The following is an 18,604-nucleotide window of genomic DNA, read 5'->3' as shown; positions in this document are numbered from 1 at the left end:
GACTGGAGTGAAGGGACTGGAGTGAAGGGACTTGGGGCGCTGCCCCAAACCCCGGAGTATTGTCCGAGCAAAGAAAGGCGCGCGAGGTTAGAGGTGCTCGGGTTGGGGCATTCCCAGAACGTGAAAGCCGCCATCGACATGGATGATTTCGCCAGTTGTGCAGGCACCGGCCTCCGAGGCGAGATAGACGGCGGTTCCGCCGACGGCCTCGAGCGTGGCATTGGCGCGCATGGGGGCGTTCTGATCGGTGTGTTTGAAGGTTTTACGTGCGCCGCCGATGGCTGCGCCGGCCAGGGTTTTCATCGGGCCGGGGCTGATGGCGTTCACCCGGATGCCATCGGGGCCCAGGTCATTGGCCAGATAGCGGGTGGCCGATTCCAGCGCCGCCTTGGCCACGCCCATCACGTTATAGTTCGGCGTCACCCGGTTCGAGCCGCCATAGGTCAGCGTCAGGATGGTGCCGCCTGCGGGTTTCATCATCGGGTAGGCGCGGCGGGCGACCTCGATCAGTGAGTAGCAGGAAATATCGAGCGAGTTCTTGAAGTTTTCGCGCGAGGTGTTGATGAAGCGACCGGTCAGCTCGGTTTTGTCGGAATAGGCGATGGCGTGGACCAGGAAATCCAGGCTGTCCCAGCGCGATTGCAGCCCCTCGAAGGCGGTATCCAGCGAGGCATCGTCGGTGACATCCACATCCACCATGAAATCCGACCCGACCGAGGCGGCCAGCGGTTCGAGCCGTTTGCCGAATGCCTCGCCCTGATATGTGAAGGCCAGTTCGGCGCCGGCTTCGGCCATGGCTTTGGCGATGCCCCAGGCGATCGAGCGTTCGTTGGCCACGCCCATGATCAGGCCGCGTTTTCCGCTAAGTGCTGACATGTTCATTCCTTTCGCTGCTTCCGCCGGCTTAGCCGTTGTATTTCGACAGCAGCATCGAGCCGTTCGTGCCACCGAAGCCGAAGCTGTTGGTCATCACCGTGTCCAGCCCTGCGTTTTCCACCAGGGCGGTTGCGATCTCACCTTCGTTGATGCCCGGATCCAGGGTTTCCACGTTGATCGAGGGGATGATGAAATCGTGCTTCAGCGCCAGCAGGCAATAGACGGCTTCCTGGGCCCCCGTTGCGCCCTGGCTGTGGCCGGTCATGGATTTGGTGGAGCTGATCACCGGGGTCTGGCCTTCGCCAAAGACGCGGCGGACGGCCTCGACCTCGCCGACATCGCCCACCGGGGTCGAGGTGCCATGCGCGTTGATATAGCCCACCTTGCGGCCAGGCTCCAGCGATTGCAGGGCCAGTCGCATGGCGCGTTCGCCGCCCTCGCCCGAGGGGGCCACCATATCATGGCCATCCGAGGTGGCCGCATAGCCGGTGACCTCGGCGTAGATTTTGGCGCCGCGCGCTTTGGCGTGCTCCAGTTCCTCAAGCACCAGGATTGCGCCACCGCCGCCGATGACGAACCCGTCGCGATTGGCGTCAAAGGCGCGGCTCGCACGTTCTGGCGTGTCATTGTATTTGCTGGACATCGCGCCCATCGCGTCAAACAGGCAGGACAGGGTCCAGTCCAGCTCTTCGCCGCCGCCGGCGAACATGACGTCCTGTTTACCCAGCATGATTTGCTCGGCCGCGTTGCCAATGCAATGCAGCGAGGTGGAACAGGCCGAGGTGATCGAATAGTTGATGCCCTTGATCTTATAGGCCGTCGACAGGTTGGCCGAGATGGTCGAGCTCATGCATTTGGGGACGGCGAAAGGCCCGATCCGCTTGGTTGCGCCGGATTTCAGCGCCGTCTGATGCGCGGCGAACATCGCACTGGTCGACGGCCCGCCCGAGCCCGCCACCAGACCGGTGCGTGGGTTCACGATATCGGCCTCCTCCAGACCGGCATCGGCAATCGCCTGCCCCATCGCAATATAGGCATAGGCCGCGCCCGGCCCCATGAAGCGCAACGTGCGCTTGTCCACATGCTCGGTCACGTCCAGTTTCACGTCACCGGCGATCTGGCTGCGGAACCCGTGTTCCTGCATGGCCGCATTGGCGGTGATGCCGGATTTCCCGGCTTTCAACGAGGCCAGAACCTCTTCGGCATTGTTCCCGATGGACGACACGACGCCCAGCCCGGTGACCACTACTCGGCGCATACGAGCACTCCCTTATTAGCTACTGCCTTACTAGGGGTTGGTGCGGACGGGTGCAAGGTGGTTGGGTTGGGGTGGGGTCGCTGAAACCGCGGGGGCTGCGATAGCCTCTGTCGGTACTGCGGACAAAGCCGCCATTCAAAACTTGCTGACTTAACTGATTACACTCACTAGGCTGGTCGCATGAATATTATCATCTTGCCCGGTTTGGACGGAACGGGGTTGCTTGCTCCAAAATTGCGGCACGCGCTGGAAGGCAATCATTCCGTCACGACGCTTGCGTACCCACCTCACCTTTGTCGGTATGAGGACATTCTTGAATGGACTAAGTCACAACTCCCCAACGACGATTTCATTCTTGTGGCAGAGTCATTTTCGGGGCCTGTCGCAGTACTTCTTGGCGCTGAAGCTCCACCAAAGCTTAAGGGCATAGCATTCGTTGCCACGTTTGCGCGAAGGCCTGTAAACCTACCTGTTTTTCTCGCCTATCTTATTGAAATCATGCCGCTTCGGTCTTGGTTAATAGCCAAATTGGCGCAGCCTTTTTTGATGGGAAAATGGGAAAATCGCGCATTCACAGATCAATTCCGGCAGGTGTTGTATAAAGTCCCGGCTTCTATTTTATCCAAACGTCTCGCCGATGTCTTAAAGGTCGATGTTGTTGATGCGCTGAAAAGGATAGATGTTCCTATTCTCTATCTGCGAGCAACAAAAGATCGACTAATTCCGGCGAAAATGGCACAAGACTTCGCGGCCGTTTCAGGGAGAGTGCAAGACATCGAAGGGCCACATTTCCTGCTACAAGCTAGGGCTGACCTAGCCCCAGCGCAAATTGGACATTTTGCAGACAATCTCGAATGAAAATCGTTATTCGCGTTTAGTAGGTTTGGGCTCAATCCAGATATACCCCCAAAACAAAAAGGGCCCCTCGCAGGGCCCCTTTCCCATCTAATAATCACATCGCTCAGCTTTCGCTCAGCGCGACTTTCATGTCTTTGACTTCGTAGATGACTTCTCCGTCGGCCTCGACGATACCGTCGGCCACGCCCATGGTCAGGCGGCGGGTCTGGATGGCCTTGGTGAAGTCGATCTTATAGGTCAGCATCTTGCGGTCAGGGCGCACCATGCCCTTCAGTTTGACCTCACCGACGCCCAGGGCGTACCCGCGCCCCTGCCAGCCGCGCCAGCCCAGGTTAAAGCCGGTCAGCTGCCACAGGCCGTCCAGGCCCAGACAGCCGGGCATGATCGGGTTGCCGGGGAAATGGCACTCAAAGAACCACAGATCCGGGGTAATATCGAATTCAGCCAGAACGTGACCCTTGCCATGCGCCCCGCCATCGCCCGAAATATCGGTGATCCGGTCCATCATCAGCATCGGCGGAGCAGGCAGCTGCGCATTGCCTTCGCCAAACAGTTCGCCACGGGCGCATTTCAGTAGATCTTCGCGGTCAAAACTGCTCGGATATTGGGACATTCAGGCCGACCCCCTTTGATGTGTCTTATCGGTTTCCTCCCCCCTCTATCACTGCGCCCGACCTGCGTGCAAGACTGCGCGGGCGTCGCACCGGGCCAGTTGCGATCTATTTTCAATTGAAATTCCCTGATCAAATCCCCTATATTAACAGGTGAACAATAGGGTACGCACCATGATCGTGACACAACAGGCAAAACAACGCGGCGCGGATTGGCTGTCAGAGGCCGGCGTCCGACCGACCCGCCAGCGCAGCACCCTGGCGGCGCTGCTGGTGGGGGACGGGCAGCACCGCCATGTCACCGCCGAAAGCCTATATTCGGCCGCCATGGAAAACGGCGAGAGCGTCTCTCTGGCGACGGTCTACAACACTCTGCGCGCCTTCTGCGAGGCCGGGCTGATGCAAGAGGTGACGGTGGACGGTGCGCGCAGCTATTTTGACACCAACACGCACGAACATCCGCATTTCTTCTGGGAAGATTCCGGGCAACTGACCGACGCCCCCAGCGAGCAATTGCAGATCGCCCGCGTCCCCGATGCCCCCCAGGGCGCCGAAGTGGTCAGCGTGGATGTGGTGATCCGCCTGCGCCGCAAGTAACTCTGGGCTGCGCACTATACTTCTGCATACTATCTAGGCGTGTTTTCATTCTGATCCCTGCGCGTTAACTTCTCGGCGTTGAGTAACGAGGAGAGCCAGAATGCGCGCCATCACCTACCGTGAGCTGGGGCCAGCAGGCCATGTTCTACGGGTTGAAAACGTCCCCAAACCCGCACCCCAGAAGGGCGAAGTGCTGGTCCGTGTCCATTTCTCGGGCGTGAATCCGTCCGATGTTAAGCTGCGGGCGGGATTGCGGCCGGGGATCAGCCAGCCGCCCTTTCCGCTGATGATTCCGCATTCGGATGGCGCGGGCGTGATCGAAGCCGTGGGGCCCGATGTGCCTCCGGACCGCGTGGGCGAGAAAGTCTGGCTGTGGAATGCCGGGTGGCAGCGCCCCCATGGCAGCGCCGCCGACTATGTCGCCCTGCCGCAGGCGCAGGCCGTCCCACTGCCCGATGATACCTCTTTGGAAACCGGAGCGGTGCTGGGCATTCCGGGGCTGACCGCCGCGCATTGCGTCTTTGCCGATGGCAGCGTGCGGGGGAAAACCCTGTTGATCTCGGGCGGGTCGGGCACGGTGGGGCGTATTGCCGTGCAGCTGGCCAAATGGGGCGGCGCGCGCGTCATCGCCACCTGCGCCCCCACGCAAAGAGAACGCGTGCTGTCCGGCGGGGCCGATGCCGCGCTGGATTATGCCGCACCCGATCTGGCCGCGCAGATTCTGCTGTGCAATGCCGGCCGCCCGGTGGATCGCGTGATCGAAGTCGAAGCGGGCCAGAACATAGATGTCATCGCCCAGGTGATTGCCGAAAGCGGCACGATCGTCGCCTATGGCTCGGCCCAGAGCCCCACGTTCCAGCTGCCGTTCTATCCGCTGATGTTCAAGAACGTCACGCTGCGGATGGCGCTGATCTATCTGCTCAGCATGACAGAACGGGTGCAGGCGATCATGCGGCTGCACGACGCCCTGTCCGAGGGCGCGCTCTGTCCGGACATCGCCGCGATCTTTCCCATCGAGGCCTGCGCGCTGGCGCATGAAACCGTCGAGGCCGGGCGGCGTAAGGGCGCGGTGCTGATCTCATTCGTCTGAGGCCGCAGCACCGGGCGGCTGATCCGCAAGATCCTTCAGCTTCCTGCGCGAGGCGGCAACCCCGGCGTCATATCCGGCCCCATCTCCATATTCCAGAAAATCCGCATAGTGCCCATGCCGTCCGTCCACACGGGCGGCATGTTTGATCGGGCACCAGTAGGCCTCGGTCCGGCCGGCGACTTCCCGCACATAGGCCAGCAACCCGTTGCAATAGCCGCAATAAACGCAGTTCAGTTTCTGGATGCCATTCAGATAGGCCAGATGGTGGCGATCAATGCGGATGTGATCCGACCGGCGGACCTTGGGGATGCCATACACCGGAAAACAGATCGCGTGATACACGGTGACGAACAGATCCAGCAGCACGAAGGGAATGATCAGCGCATAAATCACCGGCGCCGTAATCACCGTCAGCGGGCGCGTACGCCGCAGAAAGGCCAGCCAGCGAACCCGCAGGGCGCGGTGTTGGCGTCGGGCCTCTTCCTCCCAGACGACACGGCCATTTTCCAGATGATAGCGAAAGGCCGCGCGACGTTTGGCAAGCTCGTGCTCGAACTCGTCCTGAAGCTCTCGGATGCGTTGAAGCAGGGTTTCGGCAGTGTTGGGCATGGTATCCTCCGGGTCTGCCGCCCCAGGATAGCAAGGCTTGCCCCATGCAAAAAGCCCCGCACGATGGCGGGGCTCTTACGTCATGCGGACCCGATCAGTTGACCGAGACGATTTCGAACGCAAAAGTCAGCGCCTTGCCGGCCAGCGGGTGGTTGGCGTCCAGCGTGACCTCTTCTTCGGTGATTTCCACCACGGTGACCGGCACAACCTGCCCCGAGGGCGACTGCATTTGCAGCTGCAAGCCCACCTCCAGCGGGATTTCCGCCGGCACGTTGGAACGCGGGATCGCCTGGATCGCGTCAGGGTGAGTTTCGCCATAGGCCTCGGCGGGTTCGATCTCGACGGTCTTTTTCTCGCCCACGGTCATGCCGGGCAGCGCCTTGTCCAGACCGGGGATAATCTGGCCGGAACCGACGGTGAATTCCAGCGGATCACGCCCTTCCGAGCTGTCGAACGTGGTGCCGTCAGCCAGCGTGCCGGTGTAATGAATACGGACGGTATCGCCCGATTTGACTTCGGTCATAAGGTTTCCTGTCATGTCTGGAAATGAATGAAGAGGCCACCCCATCGGGCGGGTTCTCTGGCGGGTTGCGCGCAGCCTATCTGCCCAGGGCGGGGATTGCAAATCGGGGGATTTGTGGCTTTCGCGGAAGGCGGCCCCATGTCACTGTCTGAACATCAGGGGAGGAGCCGCCATGACCATCACAACCTGCATCTTCGATGCTTACGGAACCTTATTCGACGTCACCGCCGCCGCACGCGAAGCCGCAGCCGAGCCCGGCCGCGCGGCGCTGGCCCGCACCTGGCCCGAACTGGCCGAGCACTGGCGCCAGAAACAGCTGCAATACAGCTGGCTGCGCGCCGTGATGGGGCAGCACTGCGATTTCTGGCAGGTCACGCAGGACGGGCTGGACTGGGCGCTTCAGGCTCTGGGGCTGGACGAGGATACCGATCTGCGCGCCCGTCTGCTGCAACTTTATTGGGAACTGTCCGCCTACCCCGAAGTCCCCGCCATGCTGGCTGCGCTGAAACAGGCCGGGCTGTCCACCGCGATCCTGTCCAACGGATCGCCCGATATGCTGGCCGGAGCGGTGCGCTCGGCCGGGGTGGCCCATGTGCTGGATGACTGCCTGTCTGTGGAATCCGTTGGCGTTTTCAAGCCCGACGCGCGGGTCTATGACTTGGTGGGGCAACGCTTTGGTTGCACACCCGCGCAGGTTCTGTTTGTCTCGTCTAACGGATGGGATGCGGCGGCGGCGGCAGGCTATGGCTTTCAGACCGCCTGGGTCAATCGCAAGGCTGAGCCCGTGGACAGGCTCCCGTCCGAACCGCAGCATATCCTGACAGATTTGACCGGGATTCCAGAAATAGCAGGGGCGTGATTTGGCCTATTTCACCACTTCGGACGGCATTGAAATCTACTATGAGGACGCGGGGACCGGCCTGCCGGTTCTGTGCCTGGCCGGGCTGACGCGGAACGCGCGCGATTTCGATTTCGTCGCCCCGCACCTGCCCGGATGCCGCCTGATCCGGATGGATTATCGCGGGCGGGGGCGCTCGGGCTGGGCCGAGGATTACACCACCTATTCCATCCAGCGCGAGGCCCTGGACGTGCTGGAATTGCTGGCCCATCTGCACCTGCCCAAGGTCGCCATCCTGGGCACCTCGCGCGGGGGGCTGATCGCGATGGTGCTGGCTGCAACGGCCAAGGACGGGCTGCTGGGGGTGGCCCTGAATGACGTCGGCCCCGAGCTGAACATGGACGGGCTGACCGCCATCATGGGCTATCTGGGCAAGAACCCGCAGGCCAAAACGCTGGACGCATTTGCCCGCCAGCGCGCCGCCCTGCCCGGATTTGCCAATGTCCCGCTGACCCGCTGGCAGCAAGAGGCCAGCCACACTCATGTGGAAACCCCGACCGGCGTGCTGATCAACTATGACCCAAAACTGCGCGATGCCGTGCTTGAGGGGCTGGCCCAGGGCGAGGCCCCCGATCTGTGGCCGCTCTTTGCTGCGATCGCCCCCCTGCCCTGCGCCGTGATCCATGGGGAAAACTCGGACCTGCTGACCCAAGATGCAGTCCAAAAAATGGCCGAATTCATGCCCGGCCTGATCACCGCCCATGTGCCTGATCGCGCTCATGTGCCATTTCTGGATGAACCTCAGGCGCTGGAAGCGCTGCACACATGGCTGGAGCAAATGCAATGAATATCCAGATGATCGACGCCGCCCAGACCCGCCTGAAGGGGCATGTGCGCAAAACGCCTTTGCTCAGCTCTCCCTTTTTGGATGAGATCGCCGGGCGCCGGCTGTATGTCAAACCCGAATGCCTGCAACACACCGGCAGTTTCAAGTTTCGCGGCGCCTGGGCGGCCCTGTCCGCGCTGACGCCCGAAACGCGCAAACGCGGGGTGATCGCCTTTTCCAGCGGCAATCACGCGCAGGGTGTGGCCTATGCGGCGCAGCAGCACGGGGTGCCGGCTGTGATCATCATGCCCTCGAACGCGCCGCAACTGAAGATTGACAACACCCGCGCACTGGGGGCCGAGGTGGTGCTGTATGACCGCGAAACCGAAAACCGAGAAGAGATCGGCGATACCCTGGCGCAGGAACGCGGGCTGACCCTGATCAGACCCTATGACGAGCCGCAGGTCATCGCGGGCCAGGGCACGGTGGGGCTTGAGATCGCCGCGCAGGCAGCCCGGCAGGGCCTTGAAACGGCCGATGTTCTGGTCTGCTGCGGTGGCGGCGGGCTGACCTCGGGGATTGCGCTGGCGCTAGAGGCCCGCGCACCGGGGCTGCGGACCCGCCCGGCAGAACCCGAAGGCTTCGACGATGTACGCCGCGCACTGGAAACCGGCCGCATTCAGCCTAATCCGACGTCTTTGGGCTCTGTCTGCGATGCGATCCTGACCCCGGCACCGGGGAAGATTACCTTTCCGATCATGCAGCGCCTGTGTGGGCCGGGTGTTGTCGTGACGGATGCGGAATGCCTTCATGCCATGGCGCTGGCCTTTTTGCGGCTGAAAATCGTGATCGAACCCGGAGGAGCCGCGGCCCTGGCCGGAGCGCTGTTCCATGGCGACCAGCTCCAGGGCGATGCGGTGATCGCCGTGGCGACGGGCGGGAATGTCGATCCGCAGATGTTTCAGGATGCGCTGACCGCATTCCTGTGATTCGACAGACCGGGCGGCGGGCTGGATATCCGAGGGGATTCTAAGGGATTCTGGCGCATCCAGCCCCCTGCCTGCATACCGGCCGCCCCGCTGCCCCCTGCCCTGCACCGAAAGAGCGCGCGTAATCGCCTTGTTTTCCAAACAATTTTACAGCGTTAATTACCTCGCGCAAAATTAATTGACACTGCACACTAAATTTGCAACCTTCCCGACAACAAACAGGGAGGAAATCCATGCGTACTCAAGTAGCCATCATCGGTGGTGGCCCGTCCGGGCTGCTTTTGTCTCAGCTTCTGCACAAGGCGGGGATTGAAACTGTCGTGCTGGAACGGCAAACCCGCGAATACGTGCTGGGCCGCATCCGTGCGGGCGTTCTGGAAACCGGCTTTGTGAACCTGATGCGCGAGGCCGGCGTGGCCAGCCGCATGGACGCCGAGGGCTTTGTCCATGACGGCACGCTGATCGCCTATGACAATCAGCAGTTCCGCATTGATTTCACCGAACACACCGGCGATCACGTTGTGGTTTACGGCCAGACCGAGGTCACCCGCGATCTGTATGACGCGCGCGATGCGATGGGCGGCACCGTCCTCCATGGGGTCAGCGATGTCGAGCTGAACGATCTGACCGGCAAACCCTATGTCACCTACACGCTGGACGGTCAGGCGCAGCGTCTGGATTGCGATTTCATCGCTGGGTGCGACGGGTTCCACGGCCCTTCGCGCCAGGCAATCCCGCTGGATGTGCGCCGCGAATACGAGAAGGTCTACCCCTTCGGCTGGCTGGGCATCCTTTCCGAAACGCCCCCCGTCGATGACGAGCTGATCTATGCCAATTCCGAACGCGGATTTGCGCTGTGCTCGATGCGGAACGCCAATCTCAGCCGCTACTACATCCAGTGCTCGCTCTCTGACAGCCCCGACGACTGGACCGACGCCGCCTTCTGGGAAGAGCTGAAACGCCGCATCCCCGAAGAGGCCGCCGAACGTCTGGTCACCGGCCCCTCGATCGAGAAATCCATCGCCCCGCTGCGCTCGTTCGTGACCGAGCCCATGCGCTATGGCGCGCTGTTCCTGTGTGGCGATGCGGCCCATATCGTGCCGCCCACCGGCGCCAAAGGCCTGAACACCGCTGCCTCGGACATTCATTACCTCTATAACGGTCTGAAGCAGCACTATCTGGATCAGGACTCGCACGGGCTGGACAGCTACAGCCAGAAGGCCCTGTCCCGCATCTGGAAAGCCGAGCGTTTCAGCTGGTGGATGACCAACCTGCTGCACCGTTTCCCCGATCAATCCGAGTTTGACATCAAGATGCAACGCGCAGACCTTGAGTTTCTACGCGACAACGATGCCGCACAAAAAGTGCTGGCCGAAAACTATGTGGGATTGCCTTACTGATGAAAATTGCAGACCTCGGAGATGTAAAGCTCCATTACCGCGAGGATGGAGCCCCGACAGGTGCGCCTGTCGTCTTTGCCAATTCGCTGGGCACCGATCTGCGGCTGTGGGATCAGGTGATCCCGCTGCTGCCCCAGGGCCTGCGCCTGATCCGCTATGACAAACGCGGGCATGGGCTGTCGGAATGCACGCCGGGGCCGTACTCGATGGGTACATTGGTGCGCGATATCGAGCGTCTGCTGGATCATCTTCAGGTCAAGGATTGCCTGTTCGTCGGGCTTAGCATCGGCGGCATGATCGCCCAGGGGCTGGCGGTCAAACGTCTGGATCTGGTGCGTGCCGTGGTGCTGTCGAACACCGCCGCCAAGATCGGCCAGCCCGACATGTGGGCCGACCGCATTCAGGCCGTCAAGGACGGCGGTATCGAGGCCCTGGAAGGCCCAATTCTGGAGCGCTGGTTCTCGAAACCCTTCCAGAAAACCGCCCAGTTCCAGGCCTGGCGCAACATGCTGGTGCGTCAGCCGGTCCAAGGCTACGTGGGCTGCTGCGCCGCGATTGCGGGCACCGATTTCTACACGCCAACCAGCGGATTGCGCCTGCCCCTGCTGGGGATTGCCGGGTCTGACGATGGCTCGACCCCGCCGGATCTGGTGCGCGAAACCGTCGATCTGGTGCCGGGCAGCAAATTTCATCTGATCCGCAAGGCGGGCCATCTGCCTTGTGTCGAACAACCTGCTGAATACGCAGAGGTTTTAACGAATTTCCTGAAGGAGACAGGACATGTCTGATCGCTATGAAAAGGGGATGCAGGTGCGCCGTTCGGTGTTGGGCGATGCCCATGTGGACCGTGCCGAGGCCGCCAAGACCCCCTTTGACGAAGCCTTCCAGACCCTCATTACCGAGGGCGCCTGGGGCACTGTCTGGGCCTCCGATGGAATATCCGCGCGCGAACGGTCCATGATCACTCTGGCTCTTTTGGCGGCCACCGGGAACTTTGAGGAAATCGCCATGCACATCCGGGCCACCGCCCGGACCGGAGCCAGCAAACAAGACGTGTTGGAAGCCTTCCAGCACGTTGCGATCTACGCGGGGGTTCCCCGTGCAAATCACGCATTGAAAATCGCCAAGGCAACCTATGCCGAAATGGAGGAGACCCAGGAATGAGCGATCCGATCATCCCCACGGATCTGGGGCCACTGATCCCCAGAAACCGGGCCGTGCACCCGCCCGCCTATGACATTGACTACAAAACCAGCGTGCCGCGTTCGCCCAAATGGCCGCTTTTGTCGATGGAAACCACCCTGTCCGAGGAAACCGGCCCGCGCTTTGGCCATTCTTTGCTGGGACCGCTGGACAATAACCTGATCATCAATTTTTCAAAGGATGCCAGCAAACCCGCCGTGGGCGAGCGCATCTTGATGCACGGACGCGTGCTGGACGAAAACGGCCGCCCCGTGCCGAACACTCTGGTCGAGATCTGGCAGGCCAATGCCGGCGGCCGCTATCGCCACATCAAGGACACGTATTTCGCCCCGCTGGATCCGAATTTTGGCGGCTGCGGGCGCACCATCACCGATGAGAACGGCTATTACGAATTCCTGACCATCCGCCCCGGCGCCTATCCCTGGCCCAACCGCGCGAATGACTGGCGCCCGATGCATATCCATATCTCGGTCTTCGGTCACAGCTTTGCGCAGCGCCTGATCACCCAGATGTATTTCGAGGGCGACCCGCTGATCAACCACTGCCCCATCGCGGCCACCATCAAGCAGCGCAGCCAACTGGACCGGCTGGTCGCGCCGCTGGATTTCTCGAAATCACGGCCGCTGGATTTCCTGGCCTATAAGTTCGACATCGTGCTGCGCGGCCGTCGCCAGACCATGTTCGAAAACAAACTGGAAGGGATGTAAGAGAATGGTACAGCAACTCGATACCCTGATCGAAACCCCCTCGCAGACCGCCGGGCCCTACGTGCATATCGGGGCGATCCCCTCGTTCGCGGGCAATCCCGGCATCTACCCCGAGGATCTGGGCCTGCGCGCCATCGAAAACGGGGCCGCAGGCGAGCAGATCACCATCACGGGCTCCGTCTATGACGGCACCGGCTGGGCGCTGCGCGACGCGATGATCGAAAGCTGGCAGGCCGATGCCGCCGGCAAATTCCCCGGTCAGGACGGCGCAGACCCCAAGGTCAACGGGTTTTGCCGCTTTGCCGCGGACAAGGACTCGGGCGAGTTCACCCTGACCACCGTCAAGCCCGGCAAAACCCCGATGCGCGGCGGCGGCTTCCAGGCCCCGCATATCGCGCTGTGGATCGTCGCCCGCGGCATCAACATCGGCCTGCAAACCCGCATCTACTTCGAGGACGAGGACAACAGCGCCGACCCCCTGCTGATGCGGATCGAACAGCGCAACCGTGTGGACACTCTGATCGCCAGAAAAACCGGCGCGGGCCAGTATCGGTTCGATATCCGCCTACAGGGCGATGCGGAAACCGTGTTTCTGGACATGTAACACCGGACGGGGCACCTGCGTGGGTGCCCCTTCTGCCTGCCTCTTCCGGTGGGTCTTTGTTCGCGGGCCCGCGCGTGCTACATGCCAGAGCAACCACCCCTGAAAGGCCCAGACCCTCCTGATATGGCGAATTTCCTGTTGATCCACGGCGCATTGAACGGAGCCTGGTGCTGGCGCGATCTGATCCCCGCGCTGCGGCAGCTGGGGCACGATGCGCGCGCCATTGATCTGCCCGGCCACGGCGCGGATACGACACCCTATCAGCAGGTCACGCTGGATCTTTATGCCGATGCGATTTTGCAGGCGCTGGACAGCCCCGCAATCGTGGTGGCTCATTCGATGGGCGGCTTTCCCGCCACCCTGGCGGCCGAGCGCGCCCCCCACCAGTTTCAGCGCCTGATCTACCTGTGCGCCTATGTGCCCCAGCCCGGCAAATCGCTGGTCGATCTGCGCAAAGAAGGCCCCGCGCAGCCTCTGCGCCCGGCCATCCGCATGACGGACGACAAACTGGGCTGGACAGTCGATCCCGCCCGCGCCAGGGACATCTTTTTCCACGATTGCCCCAAGGGGACCACCGATTTCGCGCTGCAACATCTTTGTATTCAGGCCACGCAACCCAGCGCGGTTGCGGTGCGGACGGGCAGCAATATCGCCAGCCTGCAACGCGATTATATCCGCTGCCTGGATGACCGCACCATTCCGCCCCCGTTGCAGCAGGACATGACCCGCGACTGGCCCGCCAGCCGCGTGCACAGCTTCGACAGCGGGCATTCGCCCTTCTTCTCTCATCCGGCACGGCTGGCGCAGCTGCTGGCGGATATTGCGACTTCATGACAAAGGATTCCCATGGCAGCCTCGGTTTTTTCCTCTGAACTTTACAGCCGTTTGTTCCCCGCCGGTGACGCGGGCAAGCTTTTCTCGGACAGTGCAGAGGTGCGCGCCATGCTGCTGGTCGAAGGCACGCTGGCCAAGGTCCAGGGTGAGATGGGCCTGATCCCCGAGGTCTCGGCCGCGTTCATCCACCGCGCCTCGATGGAGATCCCGCTGGATCCGGGCGGGCTGGCTGCGGCGACGGGCACCAATGGCGTGACGGTCCCCGGACTGGTCGCCGCCTTCCGCAAGGCGCTGGAGGCCCCCGAGCACAGCCAATACGTCCATTGGGGCGCGACCTCGCAGGATATTGCCGAAACCGGGCAGATGCTGCGGCTGCGTCAATATCTGAACATTGTGGAAACCGCGCTGACTGAAATGGCACAAAGCCTGGGCAAACTGGCGGGCGAATACGCCGATCTGCCCATGCCCGGCCGCACCTATGGCCAGCACGCCACGCCGATCAGCTTTGGCGCGACGGCGGCCCATTGGGGCGCGCCGCTGCTGGATCTGCTGGCCGAGCTGCCTGCCCTGCGCGAACGCGTGTTGTGGGTGTCGCTGTCGGGCGCGGCGGGCACGGGCGCCGCCTTTGGCCCCCAGGCCGCCGAGCTGCGCGCCGCCTTCGCCAAAGCGTTGAACCTGAAAGACCCGCAGCGCAGCTGGCACGCGGATCGCGGCCCCATCCTGTCCCTGTGCGGCTGGCTGACCCGGCTGGCCACGGCGCTGGGTAAAATGGGCGAGGATCTGATCCTGCTGACCCAGACCGGCATCGCCGAGGTCCGCCTGGGCGCGTCGGGGGGCTCTTCGACCATGCCGCAGAAACAGAACCCGGTGCAGCCCTCGGCGATGGTGGCGCTGTCACGGCAGATCATCGGGCTGAACGCGATCATGCAGGGCGCGGGCCTGCACCGTCAGGATCGCGACGGGGCCGCGTGGTTCACCGAATGGCTGACCCTGCCGCAGCTGTGTCTGGCGACGGCCTCGGCGCTGGAACATGGGCGGGCACTGGCGGGCAGCATTGCGCCCAACGCACCCGCGATGCAATCCGCACTGAACAGCACCCTGGATCTGATCCACGCCGAGGCCCTGTCCTTTCGGCTGGCCCAGCACATGCCCCGGCCCGAGGCTCAGGCAGCCATCAAAACCCTGTGCAAACAGGCGCTTGCCGAGGACACACCGCTGTCAGCCCTGGCCCGCGCGGCCTATCCTGATCTGGCGCTGGACGATGTGTTCGATCCCGCCAGACAGACCGGACAGGCCCCGGCCGAGGCTCGCGCCTTTGCCGCCGCGGTACGTGCGCTTTAGGCTGAAACCCGCAAAACGGGGGGACATTGCCCCCCTTTTCCCCTTCTCAGGCCGAAACCGAGCGCCTATCTTCCTCGCATTGTCTTTGAATACCTTTGCGAGTAGCCCCGGATGAAACCCCGCCTTCCCATTCTGTTCATACTGATCACCGTGATGATTGATGCGATGGGCATCGGTCTGATCATGCCCGTGATGCCCGAACTGATCCAAGAGGTATCAGGCGGGACGATCGCCAGCGCGGCGATCTGGGGCGGGGTGCTGACGACCTCGTTCGCGGCAATGCAGTTTCTGTTCGGGCCGATGATTGGTCGGCTGTCCGATGCCTATGGGCGCCGTCCGGTGCTGCTGGTGTCGCTGCTGGTGATGGCGGCGGACTATGCGGTGATGGCGCTGGCCGGGTCGATCTGGATTCTGCTGGCCGGGCGGATTGTGGGGGGCATCACAGCCGCAACGCATTCCACCGCGAATGCCTATATGGCCGATATTTCCTCGCCAAAAGAGAAAGCCGCGAATTTTGGCCTGGTCGGCGCGGGCTTTGGCGTGGGCTTTGTGTTGGGGCCGATGCTGGGCGGACTGCTGGCCGAATACGGCACCCGCGCGCCGTTCTGGGCCGCCGGAGCCCTGGCCCTGAGCAATGCTCTGTTTGGCTTTCTGGTTCTGCGCGAAACAGTGACCCCGGCCACCCGCCGGGTCTTTCGTCTGGCCGGGGCCAACCCGTTCTCGGCGTTTCGTGCGCTGGGTCAGCTGGGCCGTGTGACGCCTCTGTTATGGGTGATCTTCGTCTATCATCTGGCCAATGTCGTTTATCCCGCGATCTGGGCCTATTTCAGCACCGAAAGGTTCGGCTGGTCGCCCGGAATGATCGGCGTTTCGCTGGCCGTATATGGCGTGTCTTTAGCCGTTGTGCAGGGCGGGCTGATCCGCGTGGCGATCCGTTTTCTGGGGGACCGCGACACCGTGCTGGCCGGTCTGGGCATCGAGGTGATCGCCCTGTTGCTGGTTGCCTTTGTACCAAGCGGCTGGGTGGTGATGATGCTGATCCCGATCTCGGCGCTGGGGGCCATTGCGCTGCCCGCGTTGCAGGGCATTCTGTCTCGGATTGCGCCGGATGATGCGCAGGGGGAATTGCAGGGGGTGCTTAGCTCTTTGGCTTCAGTGGCGATGATCATCGGGCCGCTGCTGATGACGCAGGTCTTTGCACTGTTCACGGCGGGGGATGCGCCTTTCCACCTGCCCGGAGCGCCCTTCGTGCTGGCTGCGGCGCTGATGTCGATCGGCGTGCTGCTGTTTGCCGGACGCTATCGCCCGCAAGAGAATTTTGCGTAACGGAACAAAATTTCGCACTTGCGGAATTTGGGCCCCAAAGGCACCCTCGGCCCAATCGAGGAGGAGGGACCAACATGCCGAAAATCAAGGCCGCCGTCAGCTATGCGCATAACGACCCCATGGTGATCGAGGAAATCGAGCTGCGCGCGCCGGAAATGAACGAGGTAGAGGTGCGCATTCAGGCCGTCGCCGTCTGCCATTCCGATATTTCGCTGTGGCAGGGGGGCTTTGGCGGGGCGCTGCCCGCCGTTTACGGCCACGAGGCCGCCGGGACGGTGACAGCCGTTGGCGGCGCAGTCAAAGGGATCAAGCCCGGCGACGCCGTGGCCGTGACACTGATCCGATCCTGCGGGGCCTGTCCCAGCTGTAGCGCGGGCCATCAGGTGGTGTGCGAGGATCCGGGCAGCTGGAAAGACGGCCCGCTGCGCGCAGCCGACGGCACGCAGCTGTATCAGGGGCTGTTCACCGGCGCTTTCGCTGAGAAAGTGGTCGTGGACCACAGCCAAGTCGTGGTGATCCCCGATGACATGCCCAAGGACGCGGCGGCGCTGATCTCTTGCGGGGTGATCACCGGCGTTGGCGCGGCGATCAACACGGCCAATATCCGGCCCGGTCAGGATGTGGTGGTGATCGGCGCGGGCGGCGTGGGGCTGAACGCGATACAGGGCGCGCGGATCGCTGGCGCGCGCCGGATCGTCGCCGTGGACATGAACCCCGATAAGCTGGACGTGGCCCGCGAATTCGGTGCCACCCACGGCATCACCGGCGAGGGCAAACCCTGGGCCAAAGTCAAAGAGATCCTGGGCGGGCGCGGCGCGGATGCCGTTCTGGTGACGGTGGGCGTAGCGCCGGTCTATGATCAGGCCCCGCGCTATCTGGCCAATGGCGGCGTCGTGGTGATGGTGGGGCTGCCGCATTTCGGTTCGAACGCCAGCTACTCGCCGCTGCTGATGGCGGATGTCGGCCAGTCCATTCTGGGCTCGAAAATGGGCGACGTGGCGATCAAGCGCGACATCCCCTGGATGGTGGACCTGTACCAACAGGGCCGCCTGAAACTGGACGAGCTGATTTCCGGCCGCTGGTCACTGGATCAGATCAACGAGGCCTTTGCCGACACCATGTCCGGTGCCGCGCGGCGCAACGTGATCATGCTGGAGGACTAACCCAGCCCGCAAATCTGCCCAGCCGGGCAGCACGGAACACCTTCAATCCCGCGAATGTGAACATATCGGCCGGTAAACGGCTTCCATTTGCGGGATAAACCGCGCTAATCTTGCGGACATTCCAAAATCGCACGGGCCATACATCTTTTGGATCCGGGCCTGTGGTCTTGGGAAAACTCGATGGTCTCGCCCTTTCTGTGCGGGCGTGCTAGAGAAGGTGAAACAGCGCAGGACCGACAAACGTGAATATGCAAGCGCCCCCCGCACCCCCCTCGGAAATGGCCCGCAGCGCCGCCAGCGCCGCCGCCTATCTGAAAACTCTGGCCCACGAAGGCCGGCTGATGATCCTGTGCCATCTGGGATCGGGCGAAAAATCAGTGGGCGAGCTTGAGGCCCTGCTGGACATTCGGCAGGCCGCCGTCAGCCAGATGCTGGCCCGGCTGCGCGAAGAGGGGCTGGTCACCACCCGGCGCGATGGCAAAACCATCTATTATTCGCTGGCCGATCAGAACACCTATGAGGTGATCCAGCTGCTGTATCGCCTGTTCTGCGGCCCCGCCGATGCCGAAAGCGCCAGTTGCTGATCCTGCCGGGCCCCGGCTGCGCATCCGTCTGGTGTTTGATGACGGCCTGAAAATCGGGCCGGGCAAGGCCGAGCTTCTGGAACAGATTGACCGGACGGGCTCGATTTCAGCCGCCGGACGCGCGATGGGCATGAGCTACCGGCGTGCCTGGGCCCTGGTCGAAGAGATGAACCGCGCTTTTCGCGCGCCTCTGGTTCTGTCCAGCCGCGGCGGCACCAAGGGCGGCGGCGCCAGGCTGACCGGCGACGGGCGCACCGTTCTGCGGGCCTTTCGCACGCTGGAACAGAAAATGGAACAGGCCGGGGCCACGGAAATCGCCGACATCACGCGCCTTTTGTCTGCCCCCGCCCCACCAAAATAGAGCTTG

General features: G+C 62.5%; 22 protein-coding genes. 17 read left to right on the top strand and 5 right to left on the bottom strand.

Annotation, left to right across the window (positions count from 1 at the left end; translation table 11 throughout):
* Positions 1–87 precede the first annotated feature (87 nt).
* The gene (locus ACP15O_RS08145; protein ID WP_425095573.1) at positions 88–876 is read right to left on the bottom strand and encodes an enoyl-ACP reductase FabI; all 789 of its coding nucleotides are present in this window, start codon (positions 874–876) and stop codon (positions 88–90) included.
* 28 nt (positions 877–904) lie between these two features.
* Entirely contained in the window at positions 905–2,134 is a 1,230-nt protein-coding gene (fabB, locus tag ACP15O_RS08140; RefSeq protein ID WP_425095572.1) for a beta-ketoacyl-ACP synthase I, read from the bottom strand.
* A 180-nt stretch (positions 2,135–2,314) separates the two neighbouring features.
* Here fabB and ACP15O_RS08135 point away from each other — a divergent pair, with 180 nt between their 5' ends.
* Positions 2,315–2,992, top strand: coding sequence for an alpha/beta fold hydrolase (locus tag ACP15O_RS08135; protein WP_425095571.1), 678 nt, complete (start codon positions 2,315–2,317; stop codon positions 2,990–2,992).
* A gap of 103 nt (positions 2,993–3,095) precedes the next feature.
* Here the strand turns inward: ACP15O_RS08135 and fabA are convergent, their stop codons facing one another.
* Positions 3,096–3,605, bottom strand: coding sequence for a bifunctional 3-hydroxydecanoyl-ACP dehydratase/trans-2-decenoyl-ACP isomerase (fabA, locus tag ACP15O_RS08130; protein ID WP_425095570.1), 510 nt, complete (start codon positions 3,603–3,605; stop codon positions 3,096–3,098).
* Positions 3,606–3,777: 172 nt separating this feature from the next.
* Between fabA and irr the strand changes: the two genes are divergently transcribed.
* Positions 3,778–4,200 (top strand): Fur family transcriptional regulator Irr, encoded by a 423-nt coding sequence (gene irr / locus ACP15O_RS08125; protein ID WP_425095569.1) that lies wholly within the window; start codon positions 3,778–3,780, stop codon positions 4,198–4,200.
* Between the two features lie 100 nt (positions 4,201–4,300).
* Positions 4,301–5,290, top strand: coding sequence for an NADPH:quinone reductase (locus tag ACP15O_RS08120; RefSeq protein WP_425095568.1), 990 nt, complete (start codon positions 4,301–4,303; stop codon positions 5,288–5,290).
* Here the strand turns inward: ACP15O_RS08120 and ACP15O_RS08115 are convergent.
* Positions 5,279–5,899, bottom strand: coding sequence for a hypothetical protein (locus ACP15O_RS08115; protein ID WP_425095567.1), 621 nt, complete (start codon positions 5,897–5,899; stop codon positions 5,279–5,281). The two genes, ACP15O_RS08120 and ACP15O_RS08115, sit on opposite strands and share 12 nt — an antisense overlap.
* Before the next feature lie 94 nt (positions 5,900–5,993).
* Positions 5,994–6,422, bottom strand: coding sequence for an FKBP-type peptidyl-prolyl cis-trans isomerase (locus tag ACP15O_RS08110; RefSeq protein WP_425095566.1), 429 nt, complete (start codon positions 6,420–6,422; stop codon positions 5,994–5,996).
* A gap of 172 nt (positions 6,423–6,594) precedes the next feature.
* On the opposite strand from ACP15O_RS08110, the gene ACP15O_RS08105 reads away from it, so the two are divergent.
* The 14 genes from ACP15O_RS08105 to ACP15O_RS08040 all read left to right on the top strand — a co-directional run bounded on the left by ACP15O_RS08105 (position 6,595) and on the right by ACP15O_RS08040 (position 18,598).
* Positions 6,595–7,281, top strand: coding sequence for a haloacid dehalogenase type II (locus ACP15O_RS08105; RefSeq protein WP_425095565.1), 687 nt, complete (start codon positions 6,595–6,597; stop codon positions 7,279–7,281).
* 1 nt (position 7,282) lies between these two features.
* Positions 7,283–8,107, top strand: a complete 825-nt coding sequence (locus ACP15O_RS08100) for an alpha/beta fold hydrolase (RefSeq protein ID WP_425095564.1) — start codon at positions 7,283–7,285, stop codon at positions 8,105–8,107.
* Entirely contained in the window at positions 8,104–9,075 is a 972-nt protein-coding gene (locus tag ACP15O_RS08095; RefSeq protein WP_425095563.1) for a threonine ammonia-lyase, read from the top strand. Before ACP15O_RS08100 ends, ACP15O_RS08095 begins: the two co-directional genes overlap by 4 nt.
* Positions 9,076–9,308: 233 nt before the next feature.
* Positions 9,309–10,475, top strand: coding sequence for a 4-hydroxybenzoate 3-monooxygenase (pobA, locus tag ACP15O_RS08090; RefSeq protein ID WP_425095562.1), 1,167 nt, complete (start codon positions 9,309–9,311; stop codon positions 10,473–10,475).
* Positions 10,475–11,263 carry a 3-oxoadipate enol-lactonase gene (gene pcaD / locus ACP15O_RS08085; protein WP_425095561.1) on the top strand — a complete coding sequence of 263 codons (789 nt, stop codon included), beginning with the start codon at positions 10,475–10,477 and terminating at the stop codon, positions 11,261–11,263. Before pobA ends, pcaD begins: the two co-directional genes overlap by 1 nt.
* Complete coding sequence (gene pcaC / locus ACP15O_RS08080; RefSeq protein WP_425095560.1) at positions 11,256–11,639, top strand: 4-carboxymuconolactone decarboxylase; 384 nt, start codon at positions 11,256–11,258, stop codon at positions 11,637–11,639. Before pcaD ends, pcaC begins: the two co-directional genes overlap by 8 nt.
* Entirely contained in the window at positions 11,636–12,385 is a 750-nt protein-coding gene (gene pcaH, locus ACP15O_RS08075) for a protocatechuate 3,4-dioxygenase subunit beta (RefSeq protein WP_425095559.1), read from the top strand. The genes pcaC and pcaH overlap by 4 nt, the downstream gene beginning before the upstream one ends.
* Before the next feature lie 4 nt (positions 12,386–12,389).
* Positions 12,390–12,989, top strand: a complete 600-nt coding sequence (gene pcaG / locus ACP15O_RS08070; RefSeq protein ID WP_425095558.1) for a protocatechuate 3,4-dioxygenase subunit alpha — start codon at positions 12,390–12,392, stop codon at positions 12,987–12,989.
* 123 nt (positions 12,990–13,112) lie between these two features.
* The gene (locus tag ACP15O_RS08065; RefSeq protein ID WP_425095557.1) at positions 13,113–13,823 is read left to right on the top strand and encodes an alpha/beta fold hydrolase; all 711 of its coding nucleotides are present in this window, start codon (positions 13,113–13,115) and stop codon (positions 13,821–13,823) included.
* Between the two features lie 12 nt (positions 13,824–13,835).
* On the top strand, positions 13,836–15,164 hold the full coding sequence (locus tag ACP15O_RS08060; protein WP_425095556.1) for a lyase family protein: 1,329 nt from the start codon (positions 13,836–13,838) through the stop codon (positions 15,162–15,164).
* A gap of 111 nt (positions 15,165–15,275) precedes the next feature.
* Positions 15,276–16,490 (top strand): TCR/Tet family MFS transporter, encoded by a 1,215-nt coding sequence (locus ACP15O_RS08055; protein WP_425095555.1) that lies wholly within the window; start codon positions 15,276–15,278, stop codon positions 16,488–16,490.
* Between the two features lie 74 nt (positions 16,491–16,564).
* Positions 16,565–17,653, top strand: coding sequence for a Zn-dependent alcohol dehydrogenase (locus ACP15O_RS08050; RefSeq protein ID WP_425095554.1), 1,089 nt, complete (start codon positions 16,565–16,567; stop codon positions 17,651–17,653).
* A 248-nt stretch (positions 17,654–17,901) separates the two neighbouring features.
* On the top strand, positions 17,902–18,237 hold the full coding sequence (locus ACP15O_RS08045) for an ArsR/SmtB family transcription factor (protein ID WP_425095913.1): 336 nt from the start codon (positions 17,902–17,904) through the stop codon (positions 18,235–18,237).
* A complete protein-coding gene (locus ACP15O_RS08040; RefSeq protein WP_425095553.1) occupies positions 18,215–18,598 on the top strand; it encodes a winged helix-turn-helix domain-containing protein in 384 nt (127 codons plus the stop codon). The genes ACP15O_RS08045 and ACP15O_RS08040 overlap by 23 nt, the downstream gene beginning before the upstream one ends.
* The last annotated feature ends 6 nt before the right edge of the window (positions 18,599–18,604 follow it).

This window comes from Youngimonas ophiurae (nom. illeg.), from assembly GCF_049803795.1.
Taxonomy (GTDB): Bacteria; Pseudomonadota; Alphaproteobacteria; order Rhodobacterales; family Rhodobacteraceae; genus Thalassobius.
The sequence above is the reverse complement of the archived record's forward strand: the minus strand, read 5'-3'. Positions and strand labels throughout refer to the sequence as shown.